General features: G+C 69.9%; 23 protein-coding genes. 8 read left to right on the top strand and 15 right to left on the bottom strand.

Features of this window, described 5'->3' with window-relative positions; all coding sequences use genetic code 11:
- Nucleotides 1-80: 80 nt before the first annotated feature.
- The gene (locus C5H89_RS11240) at nt 81-1,469 is read left to right on the top strand and encodes a sugar nucleotide-binding protein (RefSeq protein WP_104107130.1); all 1,389 of its coding nucleotides are present in this window, start codon (nt 81-83) and stop codon (nt 1,467-1,469) included.
- Between the two features lie 15 nt (nt 1,470-1,484).
- Here the strand turns inward: C5H89_RS11240 and C5H89_RS11235 are convergent, their stop codons facing one another.
- The 5 genes from C5H89_RS11235 to C5H89_RS11215 form a co-directional block, all read right to left on the bottom strand.
- Nucleotides 1,485-1,850 (bottom strand): phosphomannose isomerase type II C-terminal cupin domain, encoded by a 366-nt coding sequence (locus tag C5H89_RS11235; protein ID WP_104107103.1) that lies wholly within the window; start codon nt 1,848-1,850, stop codon nt 1,485-1,487.
- A gap of 76 nt (nt 1,851-1,926) precedes the next feature.
- The gene (locus C5H89_RS11230; protein ID WP_205304986.1) at nt 1,927-2,211 is read right to left on the bottom strand and encodes a DUF2516 family protein; all 285 of its coding nucleotides are present in this window, start codon (nt 2,209-2,211) and stop codon (nt 1,927-1,929) included.
- Between the two features lie 111 nt (nt 2,212-2,322).
- Nucleotides 2,323-2,907 carry a hypothetical protein gene (locus tag C5H89_RS11225; RefSeq protein WP_104107102.1) on the bottom strand — a complete coding sequence of 195 codons (585 nt, stop codon included), beginning with the start codon at nt 2,905-2,907 and terminating at the stop codon, nt 2,323-2,325.
- A gap of 5 nt (nt 2,908-2,912) precedes the next feature.
- The gene (locus tag C5H89_RS11220) at nt 2,913-3,305 is read right to left on the bottom strand and encodes a helix-turn-helix transcriptional regulator (RefSeq protein ID WP_104107101.1); all 393 of its coding nucleotides are present in this window, start codon (nt 3,303-3,305) and stop codon (nt 2,913-2,915) included.
- 76 nt (nt 3,306-3,381) lie between these two features.
- A complete protein-coding gene (locus C5H89_RS11215) occupies nt 3,382-4,338 on the bottom strand; it encodes an asparaginase (protein ID WP_104107100.1) in 957 nt (318 codons plus the stop codon).
- Between the two features lie 41 nt (nt 4,339-4,379).
- Between C5H89_RS11215 and cysC the strand changes: the two genes are divergently transcribed.
- The 4 genes from cysC (at nt 4,380) to cysN (ending at nt 8,931) form a co-directional block, all read left to right on the top strand.
- Nucleotides 4,380-5,633, top strand: coding sequence for an adenylyl-sulfate kinase (gene cysC / locus C5H89_RS11210; RefSeq protein ID WP_240181813.1), 1,254 nt, complete (start codon nt 4,380-4,382; stop codon nt 5,631-5,633).
- Entirely contained in the window at nt 5,633-6,643 is a 1,011-nt protein-coding gene (locus C5H89_RS11205) for a sulfite exporter TauE/SafE family protein (protein ID WP_240181812.1), read from the top strand. The genes cysC and C5H89_RS11205 overlap by 1 nt, the downstream gene beginning before the upstream one ends.
- Before the next feature lie 72 nt (nt 6,644-6,715).
- Complete coding sequence (cysD, locus tag C5H89_RS11200; RefSeq protein WP_104107097.1) at nt 6,716-7,630, top strand: sulfate adenylyltransferase subunit CysD; 915 nt, start codon at nt 6,716-6,718, stop codon at nt 7,628-7,630.
- Entirely contained in the window at nt 7,630-8,931 is a 1,302-nt protein-coding gene (gene cysN, locus C5H89_RS11195) for a sulfate adenylyltransferase subunit CysN (protein WP_104107096.1), read from the top strand. The genes cysD and cysN overlap by 1 nt, the downstream gene beginning before the upstream one ends.
- Nucleotides 8,932-8,934: 3 nt before the next feature.
- Here the strand turns inward: cysN and C5H89_RS11190 are convergent, their stop codons facing one another.
- Both C5H89_RS11190 and C5H89_RS11185 read right to left on the bottom strand, forming a co-directional pair.
- Nucleotides 8,935-10,233 (bottom strand): MFS transporter, encoded by a 1,299-nt coding sequence (locus C5H89_RS11190; RefSeq protein ID WP_104107095.1) that lies wholly within the window; start codon nt 10,231-10,233, stop codon nt 8,935-8,937.
- Entirely contained in the window at nt 10,230-10,817 is a 588-nt protein-coding gene (locus C5H89_RS11185; RefSeq protein WP_104107094.1) for a helix-turn-helix domain-containing protein, read from the bottom strand. The genes C5H89_RS11190 and C5H89_RS11185 overlap by 4 nt, the downstream gene beginning before the upstream one ends.
- 150 nt (nt 10,818-10,967) lie before the next feature.
- On the opposite strand from C5H89_RS11185, the gene C5H89_RS11180 reads away from it, so the two are divergent.
- On the top strand, nt 10,968-12,551 hold the full coding sequence (locus tag C5H89_RS11180; protein ID WP_162799340.1) for a hypothetical protein: 1,584 nt from the start codon (nt 10,968-10,970) through the stop codon (nt 12,549-12,551).
- Nucleotides 12,552-12,606: 55 nt separating this feature from the next.
- Complete coding sequence (locus C5H89_RS11175; protein ID WP_104107092.1) at nt 12,607-13,158, top strand: DNA starvation/stationary phase protection protein; 552 nt, start codon at nt 12,607-12,609, stop codon at nt 13,156-13,158.
- A gap of 31 nt (nt 13,159-13,189) precedes the next feature.
- Here the strand turns inward: C5H89_RS11175 and C5H89_RS11170 are convergent, their stop codons facing one another.
- The 4 genes from C5H89_RS11170 to C5H89_RS11155 are packed head-to-tail and all read right to left on the bottom strand — an operon-like array spanning nt 13,190 to nt 16,384.
- Nucleotides 13,190-13,699 (bottom strand): hypothetical protein, encoded by a 510-nt coding sequence (locus C5H89_RS11170; RefSeq protein WP_104107091.1) that lies wholly within the window; start codon nt 13,697-13,699, stop codon nt 13,190-13,192.
- Nucleotides 13,700-13,707: 8 nt separating this feature from the next.
- Nucleotides 13,708-15,474, bottom strand: a complete 1,767-nt coding sequence (locus C5H89_RS11165; RefSeq protein ID WP_104107090.1) for an alpha/beta hydrolase — start codon at nt 15,472-15,474, stop codon at nt 13,708-13,710.
- Nucleotides 15,471-15,779 (bottom strand): hypothetical protein, encoded by a 309-nt coding sequence (locus C5H89_RS11160; RefSeq protein ID WP_104107089.1) that lies wholly within the window; start codon nt 15,777-15,779, stop codon nt 15,471-15,473. Before C5H89_RS11160 ends, C5H89_RS11165 begins: the two co-directional genes overlap by 4 nt.
- Nucleotides 15,776-16,384 carry a hypothetical protein gene (locus C5H89_RS11155; RefSeq protein ID WP_162799339.1) on the bottom strand — a complete coding sequence of 203 codons (609 nt, stop codon included), beginning with the start codon at nt 16,382-16,384 and terminating at the stop codon, nt 15,776-15,778. The genes C5H89_RS11160 and C5H89_RS11155 overlap by 4 nt, the downstream gene beginning before the upstream one ends.
- Before the next feature lie 380 nt (nt 16,385-16,764).
- Here C5H89_RS11155 and C5H89_RS11150 point away from each other — a divergent pair, with 380 nt between their 5' ends.
- The gene (locus C5H89_RS11150; protein WP_104107087.1) at nt 16,765-18,306 is read left to right on the top strand and encodes a sulfatase-like hydrolase/transferase; all 1,542 of its coding nucleotides are present in this window, start codon (nt 16,765-16,767) and stop codon (nt 18,304-18,306) included.
- Nucleotides 18,307-18,313: 7 nt separating this feature from the next.
- Here the strand turns inward: C5H89_RS11150 and C5H89_RS11145 are convergent, their stop codons facing one another.
- The 4 genes from C5H89_RS11145 to C5H89_RS11130 all read right to left on the bottom strand — a co-directional run.
- Nucleotides 18,314-19,195, bottom strand: coding sequence for a hypothetical protein (locus C5H89_RS11145; RefSeq protein WP_104107086.1), 882 nt, complete (start codon nt 19,193-19,195; stop codon nt 18,314-18,316).
- The gene (locus C5H89_RS11140) at nt 19,192-19,542 is read right to left on the bottom strand and encodes a hypothetical protein (protein WP_104107085.1); all 351 of its coding nucleotides are present in this window, start codon (nt 19,540-19,542) and stop codon (nt 19,192-19,194) included. Before C5H89_RS11140 ends, C5H89_RS11145 begins: the two co-directional genes overlap by 4 nt.
- 138 nt (nt 19,543-19,680) lie before the next feature.
- Nucleotides 19,681-20,625, bottom strand: a complete 945-nt coding sequence (locus C5H89_RS11135; protein ID WP_162799338.1) for a hypothetical protein — start codon at nt 20,623-20,625, stop codon at nt 19,681-19,683.
- Nucleotides 20,626-20,764: 139 nt separating this feature from the next.
- The coding region (locus C5H89_RS11130) for a hypothetical protein (protein ID WP_205304985.1) at nt 20,765-21,769 on the bottom strand (1,005 nt) is incomplete at its 5' end.

The raw sequence follows: 21,769 nt of genomic DNA, 5'->3' as shown, positions 1-21,769 counted from the left end.
TGGTACCAAGAACACCACGACTGGTGGCGCCCCGCGAAGGAAGCCACCGAAACCGCCTACGCCGCGAAGGGCCAGTGATCATGTCCCTTCCCTCCCTCGAGACCACCCCGATCCCGGGTCTGGTCGTCGTCCGCCTCGACCTGCGCGAGGACGCCCGCGGCTTCTTCAAGGAGAACTGGCAGCGGGAGAAGATGCTGGCCATCGGCCTGCCCGACTTCGGGCCGGTGCAGAACAACGTCTCCTTCAACTCCGACCGCGGCGTCACCCGCGGCATCCACACCGAGCCGTGGGACAAGTTCATCTCCCTGGCGACCGGCCGCATCTTCGGCGCCTGGGTGGACATGCGCGAGGGCGACTCCTTCGGTGCCACCTTCACCCTGGAGATGGATCCCTCGGTGGCGATCTTCGTGCCGCGCGGGGTAGGCAACAGCTACCAGACGCTCGAGGACAACACCGCCTACACCTACCTGGTCAACCAGCACTGGCGCCCTGGCATCACCTACCCGGCGCTGTCGCTGGCCGATGAGACGGTGGCGATCCCGTGGCCGATCCCGCTGGCCGAGGCGATCATCTCCGACAAGGACCAGAACAACCCCGGCCTGGACCCCTCCACCGCGATTCCGAGGCCGAAGACACTGATCATCGGCGCGAAGGGCCAGCTGGGCCGCGCCCTGCAGGCCGACTTCCCGGGTGCCGACCTCGTGGACCTGGACGAGCTGGACATGACCGACGCTGCGGCGGTCGCCGAGTGGCCGTGGGTCGACTACGACCTGGTGCTCAACGCCGCCGCCTACACCGCGGTCGATCAGGCCGAGACCCCCGAGGGCCGGGTCACCGCCTGGGCCGCGAACGCCTCCGCTCCGGCGACGCTCGCCCGGCTGTCCCGCGAGCACGGCTTCACCCTGGTGCACTACTCCTCGGAGTACGTCTTCGACGGCACCGCACCGCTGGACCCAGGCCACCGCGAGGACGAGCCGCTGTCGCCGCTGGGCGTCTACGCCCAGACCAAGGCAGCCGGCGACATCGCTGTCGGGCAGGCGACCCGGCACTACATCCTGCGGACCTCCTGGGTGATCGGTGAGGGCAACAACTTCGTACGCACCATGAAGAGCCTCGCCGACAAGGGCGTCTCCCCCAGCGTCGTGGGCGACCAGGTCGGTCGCCTCACCTTCACCACCGAGTTGTCGCGGGCCACCAAGCACCTGCTGGAGTCGGGCGCCGGGTTCGGCACCTACAACGTCTCCAACGGCGGCCCCGCGCAGTCCTGGTGCGAGGTCGCGAAGCAGGTCTTCGAGCTCGCCGGCCGCAGCGCAGACGACGTCTCGGCCACCACCACCGAGGAGTACTACGCGGGCAAGGAAGGTCTCTCCCCCCGCCCGCTCAACAGTGCGCTGGACCTGACGAAGATTCGCGCCACCGGCTTCGAGCCGGAGGACGCGGCCGACGCGCTGCGCCGATACCTGGCGTAGCGCTGGCGCCGGGCGTCAGGAGGTGAGGCTCTCCGCCTCATGACGCCCGTAGTCGTCCTCAAGTCGGCAGATGTCGTCCTCGCCGGTGTAGTTGCCGTGCTGCACCTCGATGATGACGAGCTCTTCCGAGTGCATGTTCGTGATCCGGTGGGCCGCGCCTTGGGCCACGTCAACCGAGTGGCCGGGGCCGGCGACGATGGTCTCGCCGTCGATCACGCAGGTTGCCATGCCGAAGATGACAACCCAGTGCTCCGAGCGGTGCTCATGCGTCTGGTAGGACAGCCGCTGCCCCGGGTTCACGTGGATGCGCTTGACCTTGTAGCCCTGACCGTCGTCGATCACGTGCCAGGAGCCCCAGGGACGTTCCTCGGAAGCAAGCATGCGGATTCTCCCCGGTGGTGTGGCGAATGTCTGGCGGCAAGGCTATCGCGAACCGCGCCGCGCCCGAGGCATTCCTTCAGCGCTTCGTCAGACCCAGCAGCGCCGGCCGCACATCAGCCAGATACACGAACGCGGCGATGGTGAAGACAACGTTGAGGATCCCGACGGGCTGCAGGAAGATCAGCTGCACCACGAACCCGAGCCCGAGGATGGCGCACCAACCGACCTTGGTCATCTTGCCGGCGGCCTCGTAGGCCTCGGCGGAGAACATCAGCGCGGTGACGAGCGCGAAGCCCTTCACCGCAAGCAGGCCGAGCAGCACGATCAGCATCACGGTGCCCTGGAGCTCGAAGACGTTCACAGCGACCAGCCTACGGGCATGACAAGAGCCTCGGGAATCAGATCCCCGAGGCTCTTGTGCTGTGCCGTGGGTGGTTCAGAAGAGCAGCAGCTGCTCCGCCTCACCAGTTCTTCAGTCGCCGACCTTGGCGGCGGCGTCGCCGGTCGCCTTGACGGCCGACTCGGCGGTCTTCTTGGCCGTGGTGGCGGTGGCCTTGGCCGAGGACTTGGCGGCGGCCGCCTTCTTCTTGACCGGCGTGGACTTCACGGCCTTCTTCGCCGCGGTCTTCGACGCGTCCGCGGTCTTGGAGGCCTGGGTGGTGGTGGTCTTGGCCTTGGCGGCGGTGTTCTTGGCCGAGGACACGGTCGCCTTCGTGGACTCCTGACGACGGATCCGGGCCACCAGGGTCTCGCCCCGCTTGACCAGGTCCTCGAACGCGTCGGCGGCGGTGTCGACGTTCTCGGTGAGCACCGACTGGACCTTGGCCGGGTAGCCCTTGGCCTCGGACTGCAGGGCAGCGACGCGGGCCTCGATGTAGGTCCGCAGTGCCTTCGGGTCGAGGTCGATGCTGGTGACGTTCTTCTGGACGTCGGCGACCTTCGTCTGCACGTCCGCGACGTAGTCACGCACGAGCTCGACCGCGAGGTCGTTGACACCGACACCGGCGTAGAAGACCTTGGCGGCCTCGGTCTTGACGTCGAACTTGGTCTTGGCCATGTTCCTCACTCCTTCGGGTTGTCCGTCCGCGCGTTGACCGCGAGGAACGATTGGTAGACGTCGAGCAGGGACTGCTTCTGGCGTTCGGTCAGGAGCGAGTCGTTGAGGATCGCCAGCTCCACCGATCCGCCGGCGCCCTCCTCCAGGCTGAGGATCCCGGCCCGGACGTAGAGCTGTTCGGACGAGATCCGCAGCGCTCTGGCGATCTGCTGGAGCACCTCGGCCGAGGGCTTGCGGAGCCCCCGTTCGATCTGGCTGAGGTAGGGGTTGGACACCCCGGCCAGGTCGGCCAGCTGACGCAGGGAGAGCTTTGAGGCGAGCCGCTGCTCCCGGAGGTAGTCCCCGAGGGAGAAGTTGCCCAGTGACTCGACGGTCTTGCCCACCTTGCCCTTGGCCATGCCTCCATAGTGCTAGCAGGAGTTAGCACTTGCAAGCAGCGGCGTGGTGACCCTGCACACGCACCGATTGGGTACATCAGAAGCGGGCGCGGATCTCCCCCACCGGTCGTCCGCCACCGAGCAGCTCCACTCGGCCCGTGCCGCGCACCGCGTCGGCGTCCACCCCGGCCAGCTCGAGCACGCCACTACGGCGCAGCGCCTCGGCCATCAGCACCGGCCGCACTCGGGCGGCGCCATCATCGGTCTTGAGGGCGAAGGCGCGCCCGTCCGGGAGCGCCACCGCATAGCAGGACTCCGCCCCCGCCTTGCCGATCGCGCCGGGGACCGCGGTGAGCAGCGCCAGCTCGTCCCGGGTCGTCCCGGAGACGTACTCCGGGTGCTGCCGGATCGCCTCCGCGATCCGCTGCTCCGGGCCCTCGGTGGCCACCGCGAGGGCACGGAAGGCTGTGGCCAGGCCCACGAGCGACGCGGAGAGCAGCGGCGCACCGCAGCCGTCGATCGCCACCACGGCCGGCTCGCCGGTGAGCTCCTCGAAGGTCTCGCGGATCGCCACCTGGAGCGGGTGGTCGGCGGCGAGGTAGGTGGCGGTGTCCCAATCGTTCAGCACGCAGGTGGCCAGCATGGCGGCGTGCTTGCCGGAGCAGTTCATCCACAGCGGCGCCTTGGCGCCTCCGCTCCTGATGAGCTCTTCCTTGGCGGCGTCGTCCAGCGGGTAGTCCGGCGGGGTCTGCAGGGCGTCCTCGGTGAGTCCCGCGGTCGCCAGGATGCGGCGTACGCCATTGATGTGGAACGGCTCCCCCGAGTGCGAGGCGCTGGAGAGCGCCAGGAGGTCGGGCGGCAGGTCCAGCCCGAGTCGCACCATGGCGAGGGCCTGGATCGGCTTGTTGCACGACCGCGGCAGGATCGGGACGTCGACCGCGCCGACGGACCACTCCGGGGTGCCGTCGGCGGCCAGCGCGACCACGGATCCGTAGTGGTGCCCCTCGACGAATCCGGAGCGGACGATTTCGGCTACGACGACTGGTGCAGACATGCTGGTCAGGTTAGTCACTCGACTTTGAGAGGATGTCGGCCGTGTCCGCCTCTTCGCTGCCCCAGCACTGCCCGACCCCGGTCGAGCTCGACGATCTCGAACTGCTGCTCTCAGGCGCTCTGGCGCCGCTGACCGGCTTCAACGAGCCGGGAAGTGCGGTGACGCTGGCCTTGCCCGAGGGGCTGAAGGACCTGGACGCGGTGGAGCTCGTCGACCCCGAGGGTCTGCCCCTCGCGATCGCCTCCCAGGGCGCTGTCACCCCGCTCTCGCACGCCCAGTTCGGTCCGTTCCGCAGCCTCTACCTGACCCCGGCGCAGGTCCGCCAGGAGTACGCCGGCCGCACCTTCGTCCCGGTGACCGACGCCCTCACGGTCGGGCAGCTCGAGAAGCTCGCCGACCTCGGCCCCCTCGTCCTGCTCGCCCTGGCTGGCACCGGCACCCCGACGCTCTCCTCGGTCGGCCTGATCCGCGCCACCATCGCCGCCGCCGCCCACCTCCCGGACGCTGCCGTGGTGGTGGTCCCGCTCGCCGCGCACGGCGACCCGGAAGCCGACCATGACCTCGGCGTCCAGGTGGTCGGCAACTACGCCCAGGGCGACCCCGTCACTGGACTGACCGCTGTTGCCGCCGACGACCTCCAGGCTGGCTACCCGGAAGACATCGCCGAGATCGTCGACTTCGACCGCCCCGGCCCGGGGCGTCAGGGACTGGTCCTCTTCTTCACCGGACTCTCCGGAAGCGGCAAGTCGACATTGGCCCGCGCCCTTATGGACAAGGTCCTGGAGCAGGGCGAGCGCACCATCACCAGCCTCGACGGCGACGTCGTCCGCCGCAACCTCTCGGCCGGGCTGACGTTCTCCAGGAGCGACCGGGAGACCAACATCCGTCGCATCGGGTGGGTGGCCGCCGAGATCGCCCGGCACGGCGGCGTCGCCATCTGCAGTCCCATCGCGCCATTCGACGAGACGCGGCAGCAGGTCCGCGAGATGGTCGAGCAGGCGGGTGGGGAGTTCTTCCTCGTCCATGTCGCCACGCCGTTGGAGGAGTGCGAGCGTCGCGATCGCAAGGGCCTCTACGCGAAGGCGCGCCGCGGCGAGATCCCGGAGTTCACCGGCATCTCCTCGCCCTACGAAGAGCCCGAGGACCCGGCCGTACGAGTCGACACCACGGGTAGAAGCATCGAGAGTGCTCTTCAAGACGTGCTGGACGCACTCGCCCGATTCGGATTCCTCGACCTGGTCAGCAACCCGCTGACTGGGAACTTCCCCACCACACGGACCGGAGATGCCCGCTGATGGATTGGCTGACCGTCACCTTCTTCGCCATCCTGGCCGCCGGCTTCTTCGTCGGAACCATCGTCGGACTGACCGGGATGGGCGGAGGCGCCCTGATGACCCCCGCACTGATCTTCCTCGGCGTCGGGGAGACCGCAACCGTGGTGACGGCCGACCTCACCGCCGCCGCCGTCTACAAGACCGGTGGTGCCATCGTCCACAAGCGCGAGGGGTCCCCCAACCTCGAACTGGCGAAGTGGCTGGTCCTGGGCTCAGTCCCGATGGCACTACTAGGCCCATACCTCGTCAAGTGGGCCACGGACTCGCCCGAGGACCTCGACCACACCCTGAAGATGTGCATCGGCTTCGCGCTGCTCTTCGCCGCGGCCACCTACGCACTGCGCCTCTACATCAACCTGCGTCGGGTGCGCAGCGGCACGCACGTGCAGGACGACAACCCCCGGATCCGTCCGCTCCCGACCTTGGTCGTAGGCATGCTGGGGGGACTCCTGGTCGGCATCACCAGCGTGGGCTCCGGCTCGGTCATCATGATCGCTCTGCTGATGCTCTACCCCGGACTGTCCGCTGTGAAGCTCGTGGGTACTGACCTCGTCCAGGCCGTGCCCCTGGTGCTGGCCGCGGCCATCTCCAACATCGCGATCCATGGCCTCGACTGGGGCGTGACGATCCCCTTGATCATCGGCTCGGTTCCCGGGACCCTGCTCGGCAGCAAGATCGCACCCCGGGTGCCCCAGTCCTTCATCCGCCGCGGCATCGTGGTCGTGCTCACCATGAGCGGAGTCGCGCTCCTGGACAAGGCCGGCTGGGCGCCGCTCGGCGCAGGCGAGGACGAGACCTCGCCCATGCTGGTCGCGGCCGTAGGCATCGCGACGCTGGTGCTCGTCCCACTGGTGTGGGGTGTGATCCGACGTACGACCGGCCTGCCCATGTTCGGGTCGCCCACGGTCGCCGAACTGGAGGACCCGGCGTACAGACCCGGTCTGGTCGGCATGAAGAAGGACCGCCGTTGACACGGGTTCGGCACACCACATGAGCACCGATACGATGTCCGTTGCTGTCCCGACGAGAGGCTCCTTGCAGTCATGACCCAAACCCACGCCGACTACCAGCTGAGTCAGCTTGACCAGCTCGAGGCGGAGTCGATCCACATCTTCCGTGAAGTTGCGGCAGAGTTCGAGAAGCCGGTGCTGATGTTCTCCGGCGGCAAGGACTCCATCGTGATGCTCCGTCTCGCGGAGAAGGCCTTCCACCCGGCGAAGATCCCTTTCCCGATGCTGCAGGTCGACACCGGGTTCGACTTCCCCGAGGTCCTGGACTGCCGCGACTCCTGGGTGAAGCGCCTGGGCGTGCGGATGATCGTGGCGAGCGTCGACGACGCGATCGCCGATGGTGTCGTCGTGGACGATGGCAAGACCTCGCGCAACCGCCTCCAGATCGGCACGCTGCTCAACGCCATCGAGAAGGAGGGCTTCACAGCCGCCTTCGGTGGCGGACGGCGTGACGAGGAGAAGGCCCGCGCCAAGGAGCGCGTCTACTCCCACCGCGACGAGTTCGGCCAGTGGGACCCCAAGATGCAGCGCCCCGAGCTGTGGAGCCTCTACAACGGACGCATCCACGCCGGCGAGCACATGCGTATCTTCCCGCTGTCCAACTGGACCGAGCTGGACATCTGGCACTACATCGACCAGGAGAAGATCGAGATCCCCTCGATCTACTTCTCCCACCAGCGCGAGGTCATCGAACGCGACGGCATGCTCCTCTCGGCCTCGGACGCCGTCCAGCCGCAAGGCAGCGAGAAGATCGAGACCAAGACGGTCCGCTTCCGCACCGTGGGCGACATGACGCTGACCGGCTGCGTGGAGAGCCCCGCCGCCACCACCGCCGAGATCATCGACGAGATCGCAATCGCCCGGGTCACCGAGCGTGGCGCGACCCGCGGCGACGACCGGTTCTCCGAGGCCGCCATGGAAGACCGCAAGAAGGAAGGCTACTTCTGATGAGCCCCGAGATCTCTCCCGTCGCCGAGAAGCACGAGGGCCGCGCGCCGATGGACCTGCTGCGCTTCGCGACCGCCGGGTCGGTGGACGACGGCAAGTCGACCCTGATCGGTCGCCTGCTGCTCGACTCCAAGTCGATCTTCGAGGACCAGTTGGAGTCTGTCGAGTCGACGTCGAAGTCCAAGGGCTACGACTACACCGATCTGGCGCTGCTCACCGACGGTCTGCGCTCGGAGCGGGAGCAGGGCATCACCATCGATGTCGCCTACCGCTACTTCGCCACCCCGTCGCGGAAGTTCATCATCGCCGACACCCCCGGGCACATTCAGTACACCCGCAACATGGTCACCGGCGCGTCCACGGCCGACCTTGGCCTCGTGCTGGTCGACGCGCGCCACGGGCTGACCGAGCAGTCGCGCCGGCACGCGGTGCTGCTCTCGCTGCTGCGGGTGCCGCACCTGGTGCTCGCCGTCAACAAGATGGACCTGGTGGACTGGGACGAGAAGGTCTACGAGCGGATCCACAACGAGTTCACGGCCTTTGCGACCAAGCTCAACATCCCAGACCTCGAAGTCATCCCGATCTCGGCGCTCCAGGGCGACAACGTGGTCAACCGCAGTGAGAACACGCCGTGGTACCACGGGCCCACGCTGATGCATCACCTCGAGCACGTCCACGTCGCCTCCGACCGCGACCTCCAGGACGTCCGCTTCCCCGTGCAGTACGTCGTGCGCCCCAAGTCCGATGAGTTCCACGACTACCGCGGCTACGCCGGCATGGTCGCCGGCGGGGTCCTCAAGCCCGGCGACGAGGTCGTCGTGCTCCCCAGCGGCATGACCTCCACGATCGAGGCCATCGACCTGTTCGACCGCGAGATCACTGAGGCGTTCCCGCCCATGTCTGTCACCGTGCGGCTAGCCGACGACGTGGACGTGAGCCGCGGCGACATGATCGCTCGGATCAACAACGCTCCCAAGCCCAGCCAGGACATCGACGCGATGGTCTGCTGGATGACCAATGAGCCGCTGAAGCCGCGTCAGAAGCTGGCCATCAAGCACACCACTCGTTCGGCGCGCGCACTCGTCAAGGACATCCAGTACCGGTTGGACGTCAACAGCCTGCACCGCGACCAGGACACCAAGGAGCTCGGTCTCAACGAGATCGGGCGCGTGCAGCTCCGCACCACCCTGCCACTGCTGTGCGACCCGTACTCCAAGAACCGGACCACGGGCTCCTTTATCCTCATCGACGAAGCCACTGGAGTCACCGTCGGCGCCGGCATGATCAACAGCGGCGCCTGACGCTCAACAGTCGTCGTTCCATGTCGTGCCCTGACCAGATGGGGCACCGAAGCCCGGAGAACCACAAGCAAGACCACTCCGAGCCCCAGGTGCCCTGTCGGTCCGGGACGAGTCAGTGCCACCTGTGATCTCCTCGCGCAGCAGCACCGCGACGTACGCCGCGGCGACGGCGATCACCACCGCCATCAGCGCGAAGATGATCCGCCAGTCCACCAGCACCACGAGCAGCGAGCCCAGCCCCAGGGAGATCGCCTGCGGAGTCGTCAGCACCACCTCGGCGGCCGTCGAGACGCGACCCATCAGCGCGTGCGGCGTACGTCGCTGGAGCAGCGTCATGTAGCTGACCATCATCAGCGGCAGTGACACCCCGCAGACCGCAGCGAAGACCAGCACCACCCACATGGCCGGCGAGAGCGCCATCCCGCCGATCGAGACCGCCAGCACCGTCAGGCCGAGGACCGCGACCGCCACCTCGCCGTGCCGCTTGATCAGCCAGCTCGATCCGAGCCCGCCCGCGATGGCTCCCACGCCCTGCGCCGAGACCAGCACCCCGGCGTACGTCGGCTCCCGCTGGAAGCCGTCCAACAACGCATAGATCGAGGCCTCCATGAAGCCCAGCACCAGGAGCGTCAGCCCGAAGCCGAACAGCAGGTGCTTGAGCACGTGGTCACCCACGATGTGCCGCACCCCGGAGGAGAGCTGCTCCCACGTGGGCGACTCGTCGCGGACCGGCTCCTCCTCCAGCAGCGGGATCGTGGCGATCACCGCGGCCGCGACCAGGAAGGTGGCCACGTCGACCAGCGCCACCGCCCACCCGCCCAGTCCGGCGAACAGCGCCGCCCCGAGCAGCGGCCCGAACAGCCGGTAGGACTCCTTGACCGTCTGGATCGAGGAGTTCGCCTCCACCAGCAGGTGGCCCGGCATCATCTCCTTCAGCAGGCCGTTGAGCCCGGCGGGGAGCACCACGAAGCTGATGCCGTAGCAGAACGCCACCAGCCAGATCAGCCACACGTCGCTCTCGTCGCGCACGGCCAGCAACGGCAGTACGGCGACCGCGGACGCCACGTTGCCCCACACCAGCAGCGGCTTGCGCTTGACCCGGTCGATCCACATCCCCAGGACCGGCCCGAAGACCGCGGGGATGCACATGAACAGGAACGTCAGGCCCGCCATCGCGTTGGAGTCGGTGAGCGTCTTGACCCACATGCTGAGCACCAGCAGCATGATCGAGTCGCCCAGCATCGAGGCCGACAGCCCGGTGAACAGCCGCTTGAAGCCAGCCTGGGCGAACGCCGCCCTCACCGCGACTCCCCCGCAGAGGTTGGGTCGACCGGAGCGCCCCAGCCCACCAGCTCGCACAGCTGCGCCCCCTCGGGACGCTTGCTCGGGTCCTCGAGCCGGTCCAGGTGCCGCATCATCACCGCCGACATCTCGGCGGTCATCTCGGCCAGCTCGTCCGCGGTGAGCCAGGTGGCGCTCTGGCTCAGCGTCGCCGCGCGGCGCCACTCGGGCTTGTCGGCCACCGCCTGCTCGGCGGTCAGGAACCGGTCCACCCAGCGCTCCAGCCACATCCGGGTCAGCGCATGGCCGGCCATCAGGGTTTCGGTGTCGGTGTCGTCCTCCTGATTCCAGCCCATGCCGATGGAGCTCATCTGCCACGGCCGGCGCCGCCCGCCGGCGCTCTCGGCCTCCTCGACGAAGTGGTGCTCCGCGAGCTTGCGCAGGTGCCAGGAGCAGTTGGCCGGGGACTCCCCCAGCCGCTCGGCGAGCTCGGTGGCGGTCAGCGGACCGTGCATGGTGAGCTGCTCAAGGATCGACATCCGCAGCGGGTGGGCGATGGCACGCAGCTCGCGGGGGTCCTTGAGGCGGCGGGGTTCGGTGGACATGTGTCGAAACTACTCTTTCGAAAGGGTCGTTGCAATAGGTTGGACCGGCAGGAACCCGTGACCGCGGTCATTGCCACCGCGGCGCCCCTGTGGTCCGATGTGACCCTCCGCCGTGCCGGCGGGGGAACGATGACGACCACGGGGGTCCTCTTGAAGCGTGCTTGGCCTGTCCTCATCCCCTTCGCGGCACTGTCGGTGCTCGCCGCCGTACCGGCCCTGGGGGCGGCACCCGCCGTCGCCGGGCTCGGAGACGCCGCGACCACCTGTCTGGGCAAGCCGGTGACGATCGTGGCCACGACGGAGGTGACGACCGGCACCGAGGGCGACGACGTGGTCGCGATGACGCCCGGGGGCTGGTTCTCCTTCGACGCCCTCGGTGGCGACGACACCATTTGCCTTGCCCAGATCGAGTCGATCCCGGGGCCGTATGGGCAGGCGACGGGTCGCGCGGACGCCGGGCCCGGCGACGACGTCGTGGTCAACCCCCCGGGGACGGGTGCGTACAGCCTGGAGGTCGGCCTCGGGGCGGGGAGCGACACGTTCACCGGCAACAGCGAGACGGGCGAGCGCGTCTTCGCCGAGTCCACCACCGACGACTACGACGACCACACCGACCCTCCTCCCCCCGGTGACCAGCGGGACGTGATCGACATGGGCGGCGGTCCCGAGGAGCGCTACGTGCCGGAGTGGTACGCCGACGCGGTCTGGTCGATCGCCCCTCCCGGCGGGGCGAACGCCGACCGCATCACCTTCGGGGTGGGCGGGTCCTACCTCTACTACACCGGTGCGATGGCCCCCGAGGGGAACCTCGACGTCACCGCTGCCACCCACACCACGCTCCATCTCCCGAAGCCCGGCGGCGCGGAGCCCGTGGCTCGCGGTGAGCTCCTGGTGGACAACGTCGCCCACCGCGCCACCGTAGGGGGCGTCCAGGTGCTGGCGTGGCAGGGGCACATCGGCACCTTCAACTTCGGGGACAAGATGGGAGTTGACTGGACCCTCCCGGTGTCGTTCCTCGGCTCCGACGCGGCGGAATCCCTGAGGTATGACTACGGCACCTACGGCGACGTCCGGCTCGGGGGCGGCGACGACTTCCTGGAGACCTCCGAGTACGCCTCCAGCCGCGGTCTGACGTTCCGCTCGGCCGACGGTGGGCCGGGCCGCGACCGCATCGCCCTCATCAACAGGTGCTCGACCCTCACCATCCGCCTCGCGGGGAAGATGACGTGTGAGGGCACCAGCGTCCCCTTCACCGGCTTCGAGGGCGTGCGCGCCACCGCCCGCGTGGCCGACGGCCGCGTGACGGTCGTCGGGACCGCAGTCGATGACTACATCTCGGTCAGGGCCAACCAGGTGAAGGTCGACGCGGGGGCCGGCGACGACGACGTGTGGCCCCGAGGCCGGAAGGTGCGGGTCAACGCCGGTCCAGGAGCCGACCGCGTGGACGTCCAAGCCCAGGACGTCGTCGTACGCGGCCAGGCCGGACCGGACCGCATCAGCCTCGCGTACCCCTACGACGCCGTCCCCGGCAAGAAGCCGCGAGTACGCCGGTGGGTGGCACTCGGTGGGCCAGGACGCGACGTCCTCAAGGGCACCCACCAGAAGCGCCCGGTCGGCGACAGGCTGATCGGCGGGCCGGGGCGGGACCGCGCCGACGGCGACGCCGGCAAGCTGGACTACTGCGACGCGGAGGTCACCCGCCGCTGCGAACGGGGCCCGGCCAAGCGGCGGTGACTACGAAGTCCCCTGAACGGGTATACAGAAAGCGAACCCGACAACAGGAGGACAGATGGCAACCGGCTTCAACGTGCCCGGCATGACCGCGAAGGACAGCAAGACCGTCATCAAGGCGCTGCAGGACCGACTCAACGCCTACACCGACCTGCACCTGACTCTCAAGCACGTGCACTGGAACGTGGTCGGCCCGACGTTCATCGCCGTCCACGAGATGATCGACCCCCAGGTCGAGGCCGTCCGCGGCTTCGCCGACGAGACCGCCGAGCGCATCGCCACCATGGGCGGCACGCCGGTCGGCACCCCCGGCGCGATGGTCAAGGACCGCGGCTGGGACGAGTACTCCATCGGCAAGGACACCGCCCAGGCTCACCTCGGCGCGCTGGACCTGGTCTACACGGGCATCATCAAGTCCCAGCGCGAGGCGATCGAGACCGTGGGCGAGCTCGACCCGATCTCGGAGGACCTGCTGGTCTCGCAGACCTCGCAGCTCGAGCAGTTCCACTGGTTCATCCGAGCCCACCTGGAGAGCTCCTCGGGCCAGCTCAGCACCGCCGGCTCCAAGACCGAGGCGCAGGCCGCCGCCGCGGCCAAGAAGGCCAAGTAGCGCAGAGTTTCACCCGGGACTGCTCCCGCGTTCAGCCGTCCAGGCGCTCGCGGGAGTAGTCCCAGCCTTTTGTCCCACCCTCGCCCAGCTCCACGCAGTCGCCGGCGACGGAGAAGGTCACCTCGTCGCTGCGGTAGGCGTTGATCCGCAAGGATGCCGTCACCCCGTCCCGCTCCAGGTTGGCCCAGGGCTGGGGGTCGCTCCCCTCCTCGGTCACCGTCCACCCCTGCGCCACCAGCGCCTCGGCCGCCGCCTGCACGCTGGCGCCCGGGTCGGCCGAGGGCACCAGCCGCCCCGAGGCCCGGTACTCCACGCCCGCGTCCGGCGGGCCGCCGCAGACCGTCCACTTGCCGTAGAGGTCGCTCACCTCACCCTGCGGTGCGACCGTCTCGGAGATCTCCCGCAGCCGGGAGACCACCTGCTCGCGCTGCTCGTCGGTGTCCACCGGCGCGCTCCCTTCCTCCGGATCCGATCCGCACCCTGCCAGACCCGCGACCAGCACGGTGAGGAGCACGGTGGCCGACACGGTGGCGTGGCGCACGTAACCCCTCACTGGCCCGTGTCCGAGCGCCCGGGGACGTCGCTGGTCGGCTCCCGCTCGCCCTCGTTGTCCTCGGCCCACCGCCACCACGGGTCGTAGCTCTGCTCGGCCTCGTTGACGTCGTCGCCGTGGCCGTCGACGATCCGGCCCAGGTTGTAGAGCGACTCGCTGTCCGGGTCGAAGTAGCGGCTGTGGTCGTCGAAGTTGCGGTTGTCACCGCGCTCCACCGACTCGGCCTCGAAGCGGGTGCCGCCGAAGTCGCGCGAGGACGGGTCCACCCCCAGCCCGCCGGGGTTGTGCAGCCACCCCTCGTCGCCGAAGAACGCCACCGCGTCCCGGCTGTTGCGGCCCACGTAGACGTGGTCGCGGCCGACGCTGAAGTCCGACGCGTCGTCCGAGGGGCCGGCGCCCGGGCTCCCGATGAGCACCACGTCGTCGACCTTGAGGCCGTGGTCCACCGCGGCGTACGACGTGGTGGTGGAGCCGTAGCTGTGGCCGATGGCGGTCATGTGGGCGGGGTCGCCCGACCGGCTGGCCCGCATCCCGTCGACCGCCTCGGCCAGCCGGCGTCCGCCGTCCTCGGCGCGGTCGCGGCTGACGGTGTCGACGTCGAGGGCGTCCTCGGGGGTGTTGTAGCCCAGCCAGAACATCGTCGCCACGGTCGAGCCGTCGCCGTTGTAGCGCGCGGACTCGTACAGGTTGGCGGCGTTCTCGGTGTAGTCCCCCACGTCAGTCATCTCGGTCTTGATGCCCGGGATGTGCACCGAGACGTCGTCCGCGGTGTCCAGGTCACCCACAGCGACCGCGACCCGGCCGTCGCCCTCGTAGGCCCCGGGATCGTAGAGCCACAGCTGCCCGCCGGGGCGCTCGGGCGGCTCGGTGCCGGGCAGCACGTAGCCGTCGGCGGTCTTGAGCGCGTCCCGGGTGGCCTTGGCGTTGTCCAGCATCTTCCGCTCGGCGGGAGTCAGGGTGCCGTCGTCCTCCTTGGCGCCGAGCCGCGACAGGTCGCCGTCCAGGGAGACCCGGTTGGCCTGGTCGCGGACGTCGGCCGGCAGTCCGTCGGCGCTGCCCACCAGGCCCGGGTAGGCGGAGATCACCGCCTCCTGCTCGGCGGGACTGAGGCTATCCCACCAGCTCTTGGTCTGCTCCGGCGTCGCTCCGGTGCCGGGCGCGCCCGGCTTGGTCATCGCGTCCCGCGCGGTGTCGTTGACCCCGCCGTCCTTGGACAGGGCGTCGCTGAGGCTGGTGGCGGCCTCGAAGGTGAGTCGGAGCAGGTCCTCGTTGTCCTGCACCCGGCGCGCCCACGCGTCGTGGTCGGTGACCAACTCGCGGTAGCTCTTCGCCAGGTCCGAGGCTCGGGTCTCCAGCGCCGTGACCTGTGCCTGGGTCAGGTCCACCGCGGAGTCGATGTCATTGATCAGCGTCTGCCGGGTGGCGTCCAGGGCGGTACGCCGGTCCTTGAGCTCCCAGTAGGCGCGCTTGAGGTCGCGCAGGTTGTCGGCGTACGCCGTGACCGCGTGCGCCACCCGCTTGACCGTGGTGCCCATCGCGGAGTGCTCGGTGGACACCCGGCCCGCGGCGTCCTGATAGGCCTGGTAGGCGTCCCCCCACCACACGCCGCTCATCGGGCGCAGCGTCTCGGCGGTGTCGCCGACCTCCTCGTAGCGCCCCGCCACGGCGTACAGCGTGTCGGCGAGGGTGTCCGCGCTGCCCGCGTCCCCCTTGGGCGCGGTCATCTCCGGCTCGGCCACCGGGACGTTGATGGTGACCGTCATCGCGCCGGCCCCAGCCGCGAGTCCAGCGCGTTGTAGCCGCCGGACTGCTCACCGTCGGTGGCCTGGACGTCGGAGACGGAGGCGCGCAGCGCGCCTGCCATGCCCGCAGCGATCGCCGCCGACTCTCCGGCGTAGCCCTGCCAGGCGGTCAGGAAGGACGTGGCCGCCGCCTGCACGCCGGGCGCCAGGCCGCCGGTCGAGGCCGACCCCAGGTCCTTGGCGGAATCCTGGAGCAGCGTGCCCAGGTCGTCCCACTTCACCGCCCCCGCGACCAGCGGGTCGTACTCCCAGCCGATGTTGGTCACGACTCCCCCTGCCCGATCAGCTCCCGGGCCCCGGCGCCGACCACGTGGTCGGCCGAGCGGACCCGCAGCACCAAGCGGTGCGACTCCGGCACCAGCACCATCAACAGCTCGCGGCGGCCCAGCCCGGCCGCCAGCTCCGAGTCCTCGGCGGCGGCCCGGTCGGCGCCCTGGCCGGCGTTGAGCCGGGGCACCCCCTGGGGTGGCACGAACACGTGCCACCCGTCCTCCTCCAGCACGTCGATCGCCGCACGCAGCCGCCGTACGCCGGCGGAGGTCTCCACGCCCTCGGCGGTCAGCGTGGTCTCGCGGCGGATCCGGTCCGGCGCACCGCCGGGCAGCCAGCGGGTCTCCACCCGCACCGCGCTGGCGTGGTCGCCCACCAGCCGCGCCCAGGTACGGCGTACCGACTCGTCGGCGTGGGTGGCGACCGTCTCGGGCTCCTGCACCGCGGCGCCGGGCGGCGTCTCGTCGGACCCGCCGGCCGCGGGCGGCAGCAGCACGATGTCGATGTCGGGATGGCGGCGCCGCACCACGGACCAGAACGGGTCCTGGCTCACGGCCTCTTGACCCGACTCGTGGTCCGAGCCTTCAGTTCCTGCATCCATGTGGTGACCCCCCGCTTCTTGAGGGGCACCTTGCCCCGAGCGCGCACCCTTCAAACGAGGCTGACCGGGTCGGGGACACGCCTTGCGGGATCAGGAGTGGCGCTCCAGGTGGGGGCAGTGCGGGCCGTAGCGTTTGCGGCACCGCAGCGTCCGCCTCATCCGACGAAAGATTCTGGGCATGGCGACTTCCTTCTGCGACAAGCCCGAGACGGCGGATCGTTTCCCGTGCGAACGTAGGGGCGCCAGTGGCGCGGTGGCGAGAGCCGGGACCCGGAGTTACCTAAACGTAGGTAGTGTGTCCCCGCTCACGCCAAGGTCCGGGTGGCGTGGCACAAAGCCGTCCTGCCGCCGCCGTCGGCGGCCGGTGAGAGGATGACGCCATGTTCCACGTCGCCCGCTCGCTCGGAGCACTGCTGTGTGCGGGTCTGCTCGTCTCCGCCCTCACCACCGCCTCCCCCGCCCAGCCCACGCGCACCGGTCCCGCTGCCTACGTGCCGGCCACCGTCGACGCCAGCGACCTGAGGACCGCCGACCGGCGTGCCGGGGCCGAGCGGGACGACCGGCCCAACGTGATCGTGGTGCTCACCGACGACATGCGGGCCGACGAGCTCAAGCAGATGCCGCGCACCCAGGCGCTGATCCAGGACCGCGGGATGCAGTTCACCGACGCCACCTCCCCGCACCCGCTGTGCTGCCCGGCCCGGGTCGAGCTGCTCACCGGTCAGTACGGTCAGAACAACGGCGTGCGGCACAACGAGTCCCGGTACGGCGGCTACCACCGGCTCAAGACGGGCAACACCATCGGCACCTGGTTCGCCGGGCAGGGCTACAACGCCGCCTTCGTGGGCAAGCACGTCAACGGCTACGAGAACGACAGCCCCCGCGACCCCGGCTGGAACATCTGGGAGCCCATCACCGGCAACCCCACCGACTACTTCAAGTTCCGCTTCTTCGGCAACGAGCGCTACAAGGGCGACTACGTGACCAGGCGGATCGAGGAGAAGACGAACTCGGCGATCCGCGCCCTCTCCGCCGCGGACCAGCCGTTCCTGCTCTTCACCAACCACGTGGCCCCGCACGAGCGCCAGCAGACCGGCCGCGGCGGCCTGGTCAACCCGCCGTACGAGAAGCAGTACGCCGCGGTGGCCAAGCACTTCAAGGCTCCCTCGCTGTCGGCCCGCTCCTACAACAAGAGGGTCAAGGGCGGCCTGCCGTCGAAGATGCAGCCCGACCAGCACCCCAAGTCGGTGGTGCAGAAGAAGTGGCTGGCCCGGGTCCGCTCCCTGCAGTCCGTGGACGCCGCCGTCGCCTCGATGGTCGACGCCCTCAGCGCCTCCGGGGAGCTGGACAACACCTACCTGGTCTTCACCTCCGACAACGGCTACAGCCTCGGCGAGCGGCGGCTGCAGAAGAAGAACAACCTGGTCGAGGAGACGCTGCGGGTCCCGCTGGTGATCGCCGGTCCCGGCATCGCCCCCGGCTCCAGGTCGCCGTTGCCGGTCACCCTGGTCGACCTCGTCGCCACCATCACCGACCTCACCGACGTGCAGCCCACCCTGACCACCGACGGCGCCTCCTTCGCGCCCACGCTGCGCGGCGCGGACCAGGGGTGGCGCGACACCACGCTCATCCAGACCGGCTACAAGTACAACCCCGCCACCGACCGCAAGCTCAAGCACAAGGGCTGGGCGCTGCGCGGGGTCCGCACCGAGCGCTACACCTACGCCCGCGACATGAACACCGGCGAGAAGATGCTCTTCGACCGCCAGCGCGACCCGTGGGAGCTGAAGAACGTGGTCGGCACCCGGCCCTACGCCCGGGTCGTGGCCGAGCTGGAACGACGGGCCGGCAAGCTGCGCAACTGCGCCGGCGACAACTGCAACCGGACCTTCGGCCGGGTGCCGAAGCCGCGCAAGCGCTGAGCTCGGCTCAGTCCTCCTCGGCCTCGCGCCGGATCCGCGCCAGCCGCTGGGCCTCCTTGGCGGTCACGGTGCCGTCGGCCGTCTTGGCGGACAGCCGCAGGGTGATCTCCTCGTCGCGGGTCCGGTCGGCGCGCTCCCGCACCTCCGGGGGGATGCCGTCGCTGGTGGCGATCAGGTGGGCGTACGACGCGGACACCGCCCGCTTCTCCTCCGCGGAGAGACCCTGCCACCACTCCCGGACCGCCGCCGGGACCGCGCCGCTGCGCGGGGAGCCTGCCTTCTCCATCGCCCGGACCGCGAGGTCGGGACGCCCGCCGACCTCCGAGAGCACGTCGTCCCGGGTGATCGCGTTGTCCAGGGCCTGCTGCAGCAGGTCCTCGTTGTCCGCGACGCCGCGGTGCAGCTCGCGCTCGTCGTGCACCAGCACCTTGTAGTCGACAGCGAGGTCGTCGGCGCTGCCCTGCCACGCGGTGGCCTGCTCCGGCGTCACGGCGGTGGCGGAGCTGATCGCCGAGGTGAGCCGCTCCAGTCGCTCATCGAGGCGGGCCTTGCGGGCCACCAGCTCCTCGTGGGTGCGCAGGTGGTGGCGCAGCCGGTCGGCGCAGGCCAGGATCACCCGGCCGACCCGCTTGGCGGTGTCGCCCATCCGCTCGGCCTGCTCGCTGACCATGCGCGTGCGCTGGGCGTAGGTCTGCTGGCTGCCCCCGCGCCATGCCCCGTCGAGCCGCAGCTGGCCCGCCTCGTCGGAGAACTCGTCGTACCTCCCGGAGGCCTCGAGCAGCGTGGCAGCAAGCAGGTCCATGCCGTCGGGGTCACCCTCGGGCCGGGCGACGACGGCCGGCTCGGAGAGCGGGAGGGTGACGGTGACGGTGACGGGTGTGGTCGTCACCCCACAGCGCCAAGCCGCGAGGAGAGGGCGGTGCCGTTGGTCGTGGTGTCGTCGCAGGCGACCGACAACCCGGCGAACTGCTCCATCGCCTGGGACTCCACGCCCTGGAAGTCGTCCACGGTGGCCTGGAGGGAGGTGACGAACTCGCCGGCCTCCCTCGCCGCCTCCCCGGCGTACGTCGTCCAGGCCTGGAAGAACGCCTCCGCGGTGGGCCGCACCCGGGAGGGCAGCACGCCGGTGGGCGCCGCCGCGAAGTCTGCGGCGGTCTCGGTCATCAAGCCACGCAGGTGGCGCCAGTCCCTGGTCGCCTTGCCGATGTAGGTCACCCCGACGAACATGTCCCTCATTGGCTGCTCCCCCGATGTCGTGACCCTGCTAGTCGATGAGTCATGCCCGGAGCCGGGGGGTTCAAACCCCGCCTTCGTGGCGGGAGGTGAAAGCACCATCCGCGCCTGCGTCTTGGTGCTCTGGCTTCCCGTCACGGCTCAGGCCACCCGCCAGCGCCGCTGACCCGGTGGCAGCCACCTGGCCCGGGACCGGGCCGCCGTCATCCTGGCCACCTGGGTGGAGACGCTGTCCCCCGCCACGACGGTGAACCGCTCCAGTCCGACGGCCTGGAAGCGCTCCCGCCGCTCCTCGTCGCTGCGGTGCCTGGCCCGGGTGCGGTGGTTGGCGCCGTCGTACTCGCCGGCGACACCTGAAAGCGGGTCCAACAGGTCGGCGATCCCGACGAACCGGCCGGCCAGGTCGACGACCTCGGCGGTGACCAGGGGCCGGTCGAACCCGGCGTCCAGCTCCCAGACCAGCCTCATCAGGGTCTCCCTCGGCGACCGGCTCCGCTCGCACGCGTGGTCCAGCGCCCACCTCAGCCGTCTGGTCCCCCGCCGTCGTACGTCGGCAGCCAGACGTTCCCGCACCCGGCGGACCGAGGTGAGCCGGGCCAGCGCGGCCATGTCCATCACCACCACGGCCGCTCGTCCGGTCCCGGCCAGCTGCATCTGGTCGAGGACCGCGGTCTCGGGATCCGCACACGGCAGGCTCTGCCGGAGCACCGCCGGGCGGGGCGCGGTCGTGCGGATCACCCGGGCGCCGGGGATCTCCCGCCGGGTCTCGTGCGGGATCCGCACCGGCACCGGCAGCCGGGTCAGTCCGTCCCCGGCCAGGCCGTCGAAGTAGCCGGCGCCGGCCAGCCTCAGTGCCGCCCAGCCGGTCAGCTGGCCCCCGGTCGGAAGCGCCGCAGCGACCTCGGCTGCCCGCTGCTCGGGCGTCAGCGGCACCCCGCTGGGGACGTAGAGCCCGCGACTGGAGCGGCGCCACGTGACCGACCTCGCCTGCCCCCGGGTCGGACCGGTGAGGCCGTCGGGGTCCAGCCGTACCGGGTGCACCACCCGGGCCGGTCGACAGGTCGCACCCCACTGGTCTGGATCCATGACCCGAATGTCCCGTCAGTGGCCACCCGGCCGGCGGCAGGCGGCCGAACCCTGTGCACAGCCGCCGTGGCGGGACGTGAAAGCCCCATCTGGGGAGACCAAGTGGTGTCCTGGCCTCCCGTCACGAGGTCAGCGGGGATCAGGACACCGTCAGCGGACGGCTCACCACGACCGCCGGCGGCTGCCCGGAGCGGGCGTAGGTGACCCGGAGCGTCAGCGTGGCGCCCCGGTCCTGACGTCCCACCCGGTAGAGCAGGCTGGTGGCGCCGGTGATCGGAGTGCCGTTGCGGAGCCACTGCACCGAGATCGTGGCCCCCTTCACCGGGAACGGGACTCCGAGGAGGTAGTTGCCGACCCGGGGGCTGCCGATCACCACGGGAATCTTTGGCGGTGCGGGGCTCGGGGTCGGGGTCACCGTCGGGGTCGGGGTGACCGTCGGAGTCGGGGTGACCGTCGGAGTCGGGGTGACCGTCGGAGTCGGGGTGACCGTTGGGGTGACGGTCGGGGTCGGGGTGGAGGAGATACGGCTGAGGTCGAGATTGGCCACGGTGGTCACGCCCGCTGGCGCATACAACGGGGTGGACGGGGCACCGCAGTTGGTCTGGGAGTCCTGGTAGACCTCGGGCTGGAAGACGCTGGGCTCCAGCGAGTCGGCCCGCAGGTAGTAATCGGCCCGAGGGATTTCGCTGCCCACCGAGGCAACCCCCATGAAGGCGAAGTAGCCGGAGTCGTCCGTGGCCAGCAACGGCGTCCCGAAGCAGTCACCCGCGTCGGTGAACTGGGAGAGCGACACGAAGGCCGGGATCGGCTGTCCCTCACCGGTGACCTGACCCGCGATGACCGGGACGTCCAGGTCCGCATCGAGGCCACTCACGCTCCCGTCGACCGGCACCTCGATATCGCCGCTGGGCAGCCGCACCATGGCGGAGACCGGGTAGTCCCCGCCGACGTAGAGCCAGTAGGTGCCGGGGGCCACGGGCATCTTCCACTCGCCGTTGGCGTTGGTGAGGCTCGTCGAGTAGAAGCCCGACACGCCCAGGCGGGTGCTGTAGCGGGCTGACTTCATCTGGGCCCCCCGCACCGGCTGGCCCCGCACCGTCAGCCGGCCGGCGAGATAAGCGGGTCCGTCCTCGAGATAGGAGTC

Source organism: Nocardioides sp. 616 (assembly GCF_002930065.1).
Classification (GTDB): domain Bacteria; phylum Actinomycetota; class Actinomycetes; order Propionibacteriales; family Nocardioidaceae; genus Nocardioides; species Nocardioides houyundeii.
The sequence above is the reverse complement of the archived record's forward strand: the minus strand, read 5'-3'. Positions and strand labels throughout refer to the sequence as shown.

What these genes read in the sequence shown, in the direction of transcription:
- cysN (WP_104107096.1), top strand. Translation starts at nt 7,630, where the DNA reads ATGAGCCCCGAGATCTCTCCCGTCGCCGAGAAGCACGAGGGCCGCGCG.
- C5H89_RS11225 (WP_104107102.1), bottom strand. Translation starts at nt 2,907, where the DNA reads ATGGCCAAGACCAAGTTCGACGTCAAGACCGAGGCCGCCAAGGTCTTC.
- C5H89_RS11235 (WP_104107103.1), bottom strand. Translation starts at nt 1,850, where the DNA reads ATGCTTGCTTCCGAGGAACGTCCCTGGGGCTCCTGGCACGTGATCGAC.
- C5H89_RS11150 (WP_104107087.1), top strand. Translation starts at nt 16,765, where the DNA reads ATGTTCCACGTCGCCCGCTCGCTCGGAGCACTGCTGTGTGCGGGTCTG.
- C5H89_RS11155 (WP_162799339.1), bottom strand. Translation starts at nt 16,384, where the DNA reads ATGGATGCAGGAACTGAAGGCTCGGACCACGAGTCGGGTCAAGAGGCC.
- C5H89_RS11140 (WP_104107085.1), bottom strand. Translation starts at nt 19,542, where the DNA reads ATGAGGGACATGTTCGTCGGGGTGACCTACATCGGCAAGGCGACCAGG.
- C5H89_RS11135 (WP_162799338.1), bottom strand. Translation starts at nt 20,625, where the DNA reads ATGGATCCAGACCAGTGGGGTGCGACCTGTCGACCGGCCCGGGTGGTG.
- C5H89_RS11165 (WP_104107090.1), bottom strand. Translation starts at nt 15,474, where the DNA reads ATGACGGTCACCATCAACGTCCCGGTGGCCGAGCCGGAGATGACCGCG.
- C5H89_RS11220 (WP_104107101.1), bottom strand. Translation starts at nt 3,305, where the DNA reads ATGGCCAAGGGCAAGGTGGGCAAGACCGTCGAGTCACTGGGCAACTTC.
- C5H89_RS11205 (WP_240181812.1), top strand. Translation starts at nt 5,633, where the DNA reads ATGGATTGGCTGACCGTCACCTTCTTCGCCATCCTGGCCGCCGGCTTC.
- C5H89_RS11240 (WP_104107130.1), top strand. Translation starts at nt 81, where the DNA reads ATGTCCCTTCCCTCCCTCGAGACCACCCCGATCCCGGGTCTGGTCGTC.
- cysD (WP_104107097.1), top strand. Translation starts at nt 6,716, where the DNA reads ATGACCCAAACCCACGCCGACTACCAGCTGAGTCAGCTTGACCAGCTC.
- C5H89_RS11185 (WP_104107094.1), bottom strand. Translation starts at nt 10,817, where the DNA reads ATGTCCACCGAACCCCGCCGCCTCAAGGACCCCCGCGAGCTGCGTGCC.
- C5H89_RS11175 (WP_104107092.1), top strand. Translation starts at nt 12,607, where the DNA reads ATGGCAACCGGCTTCAACGTGCCCGGCATGACCGCGAAGGACAGCAAG.
- C5H89_RS11215 (WP_104107100.1), bottom strand. Translation starts at nt 4,338, where the DNA reads ATGTCTGCACCAGTCGTCGTAGCCGAAATCGTCCGCTCCGGATTCGTC.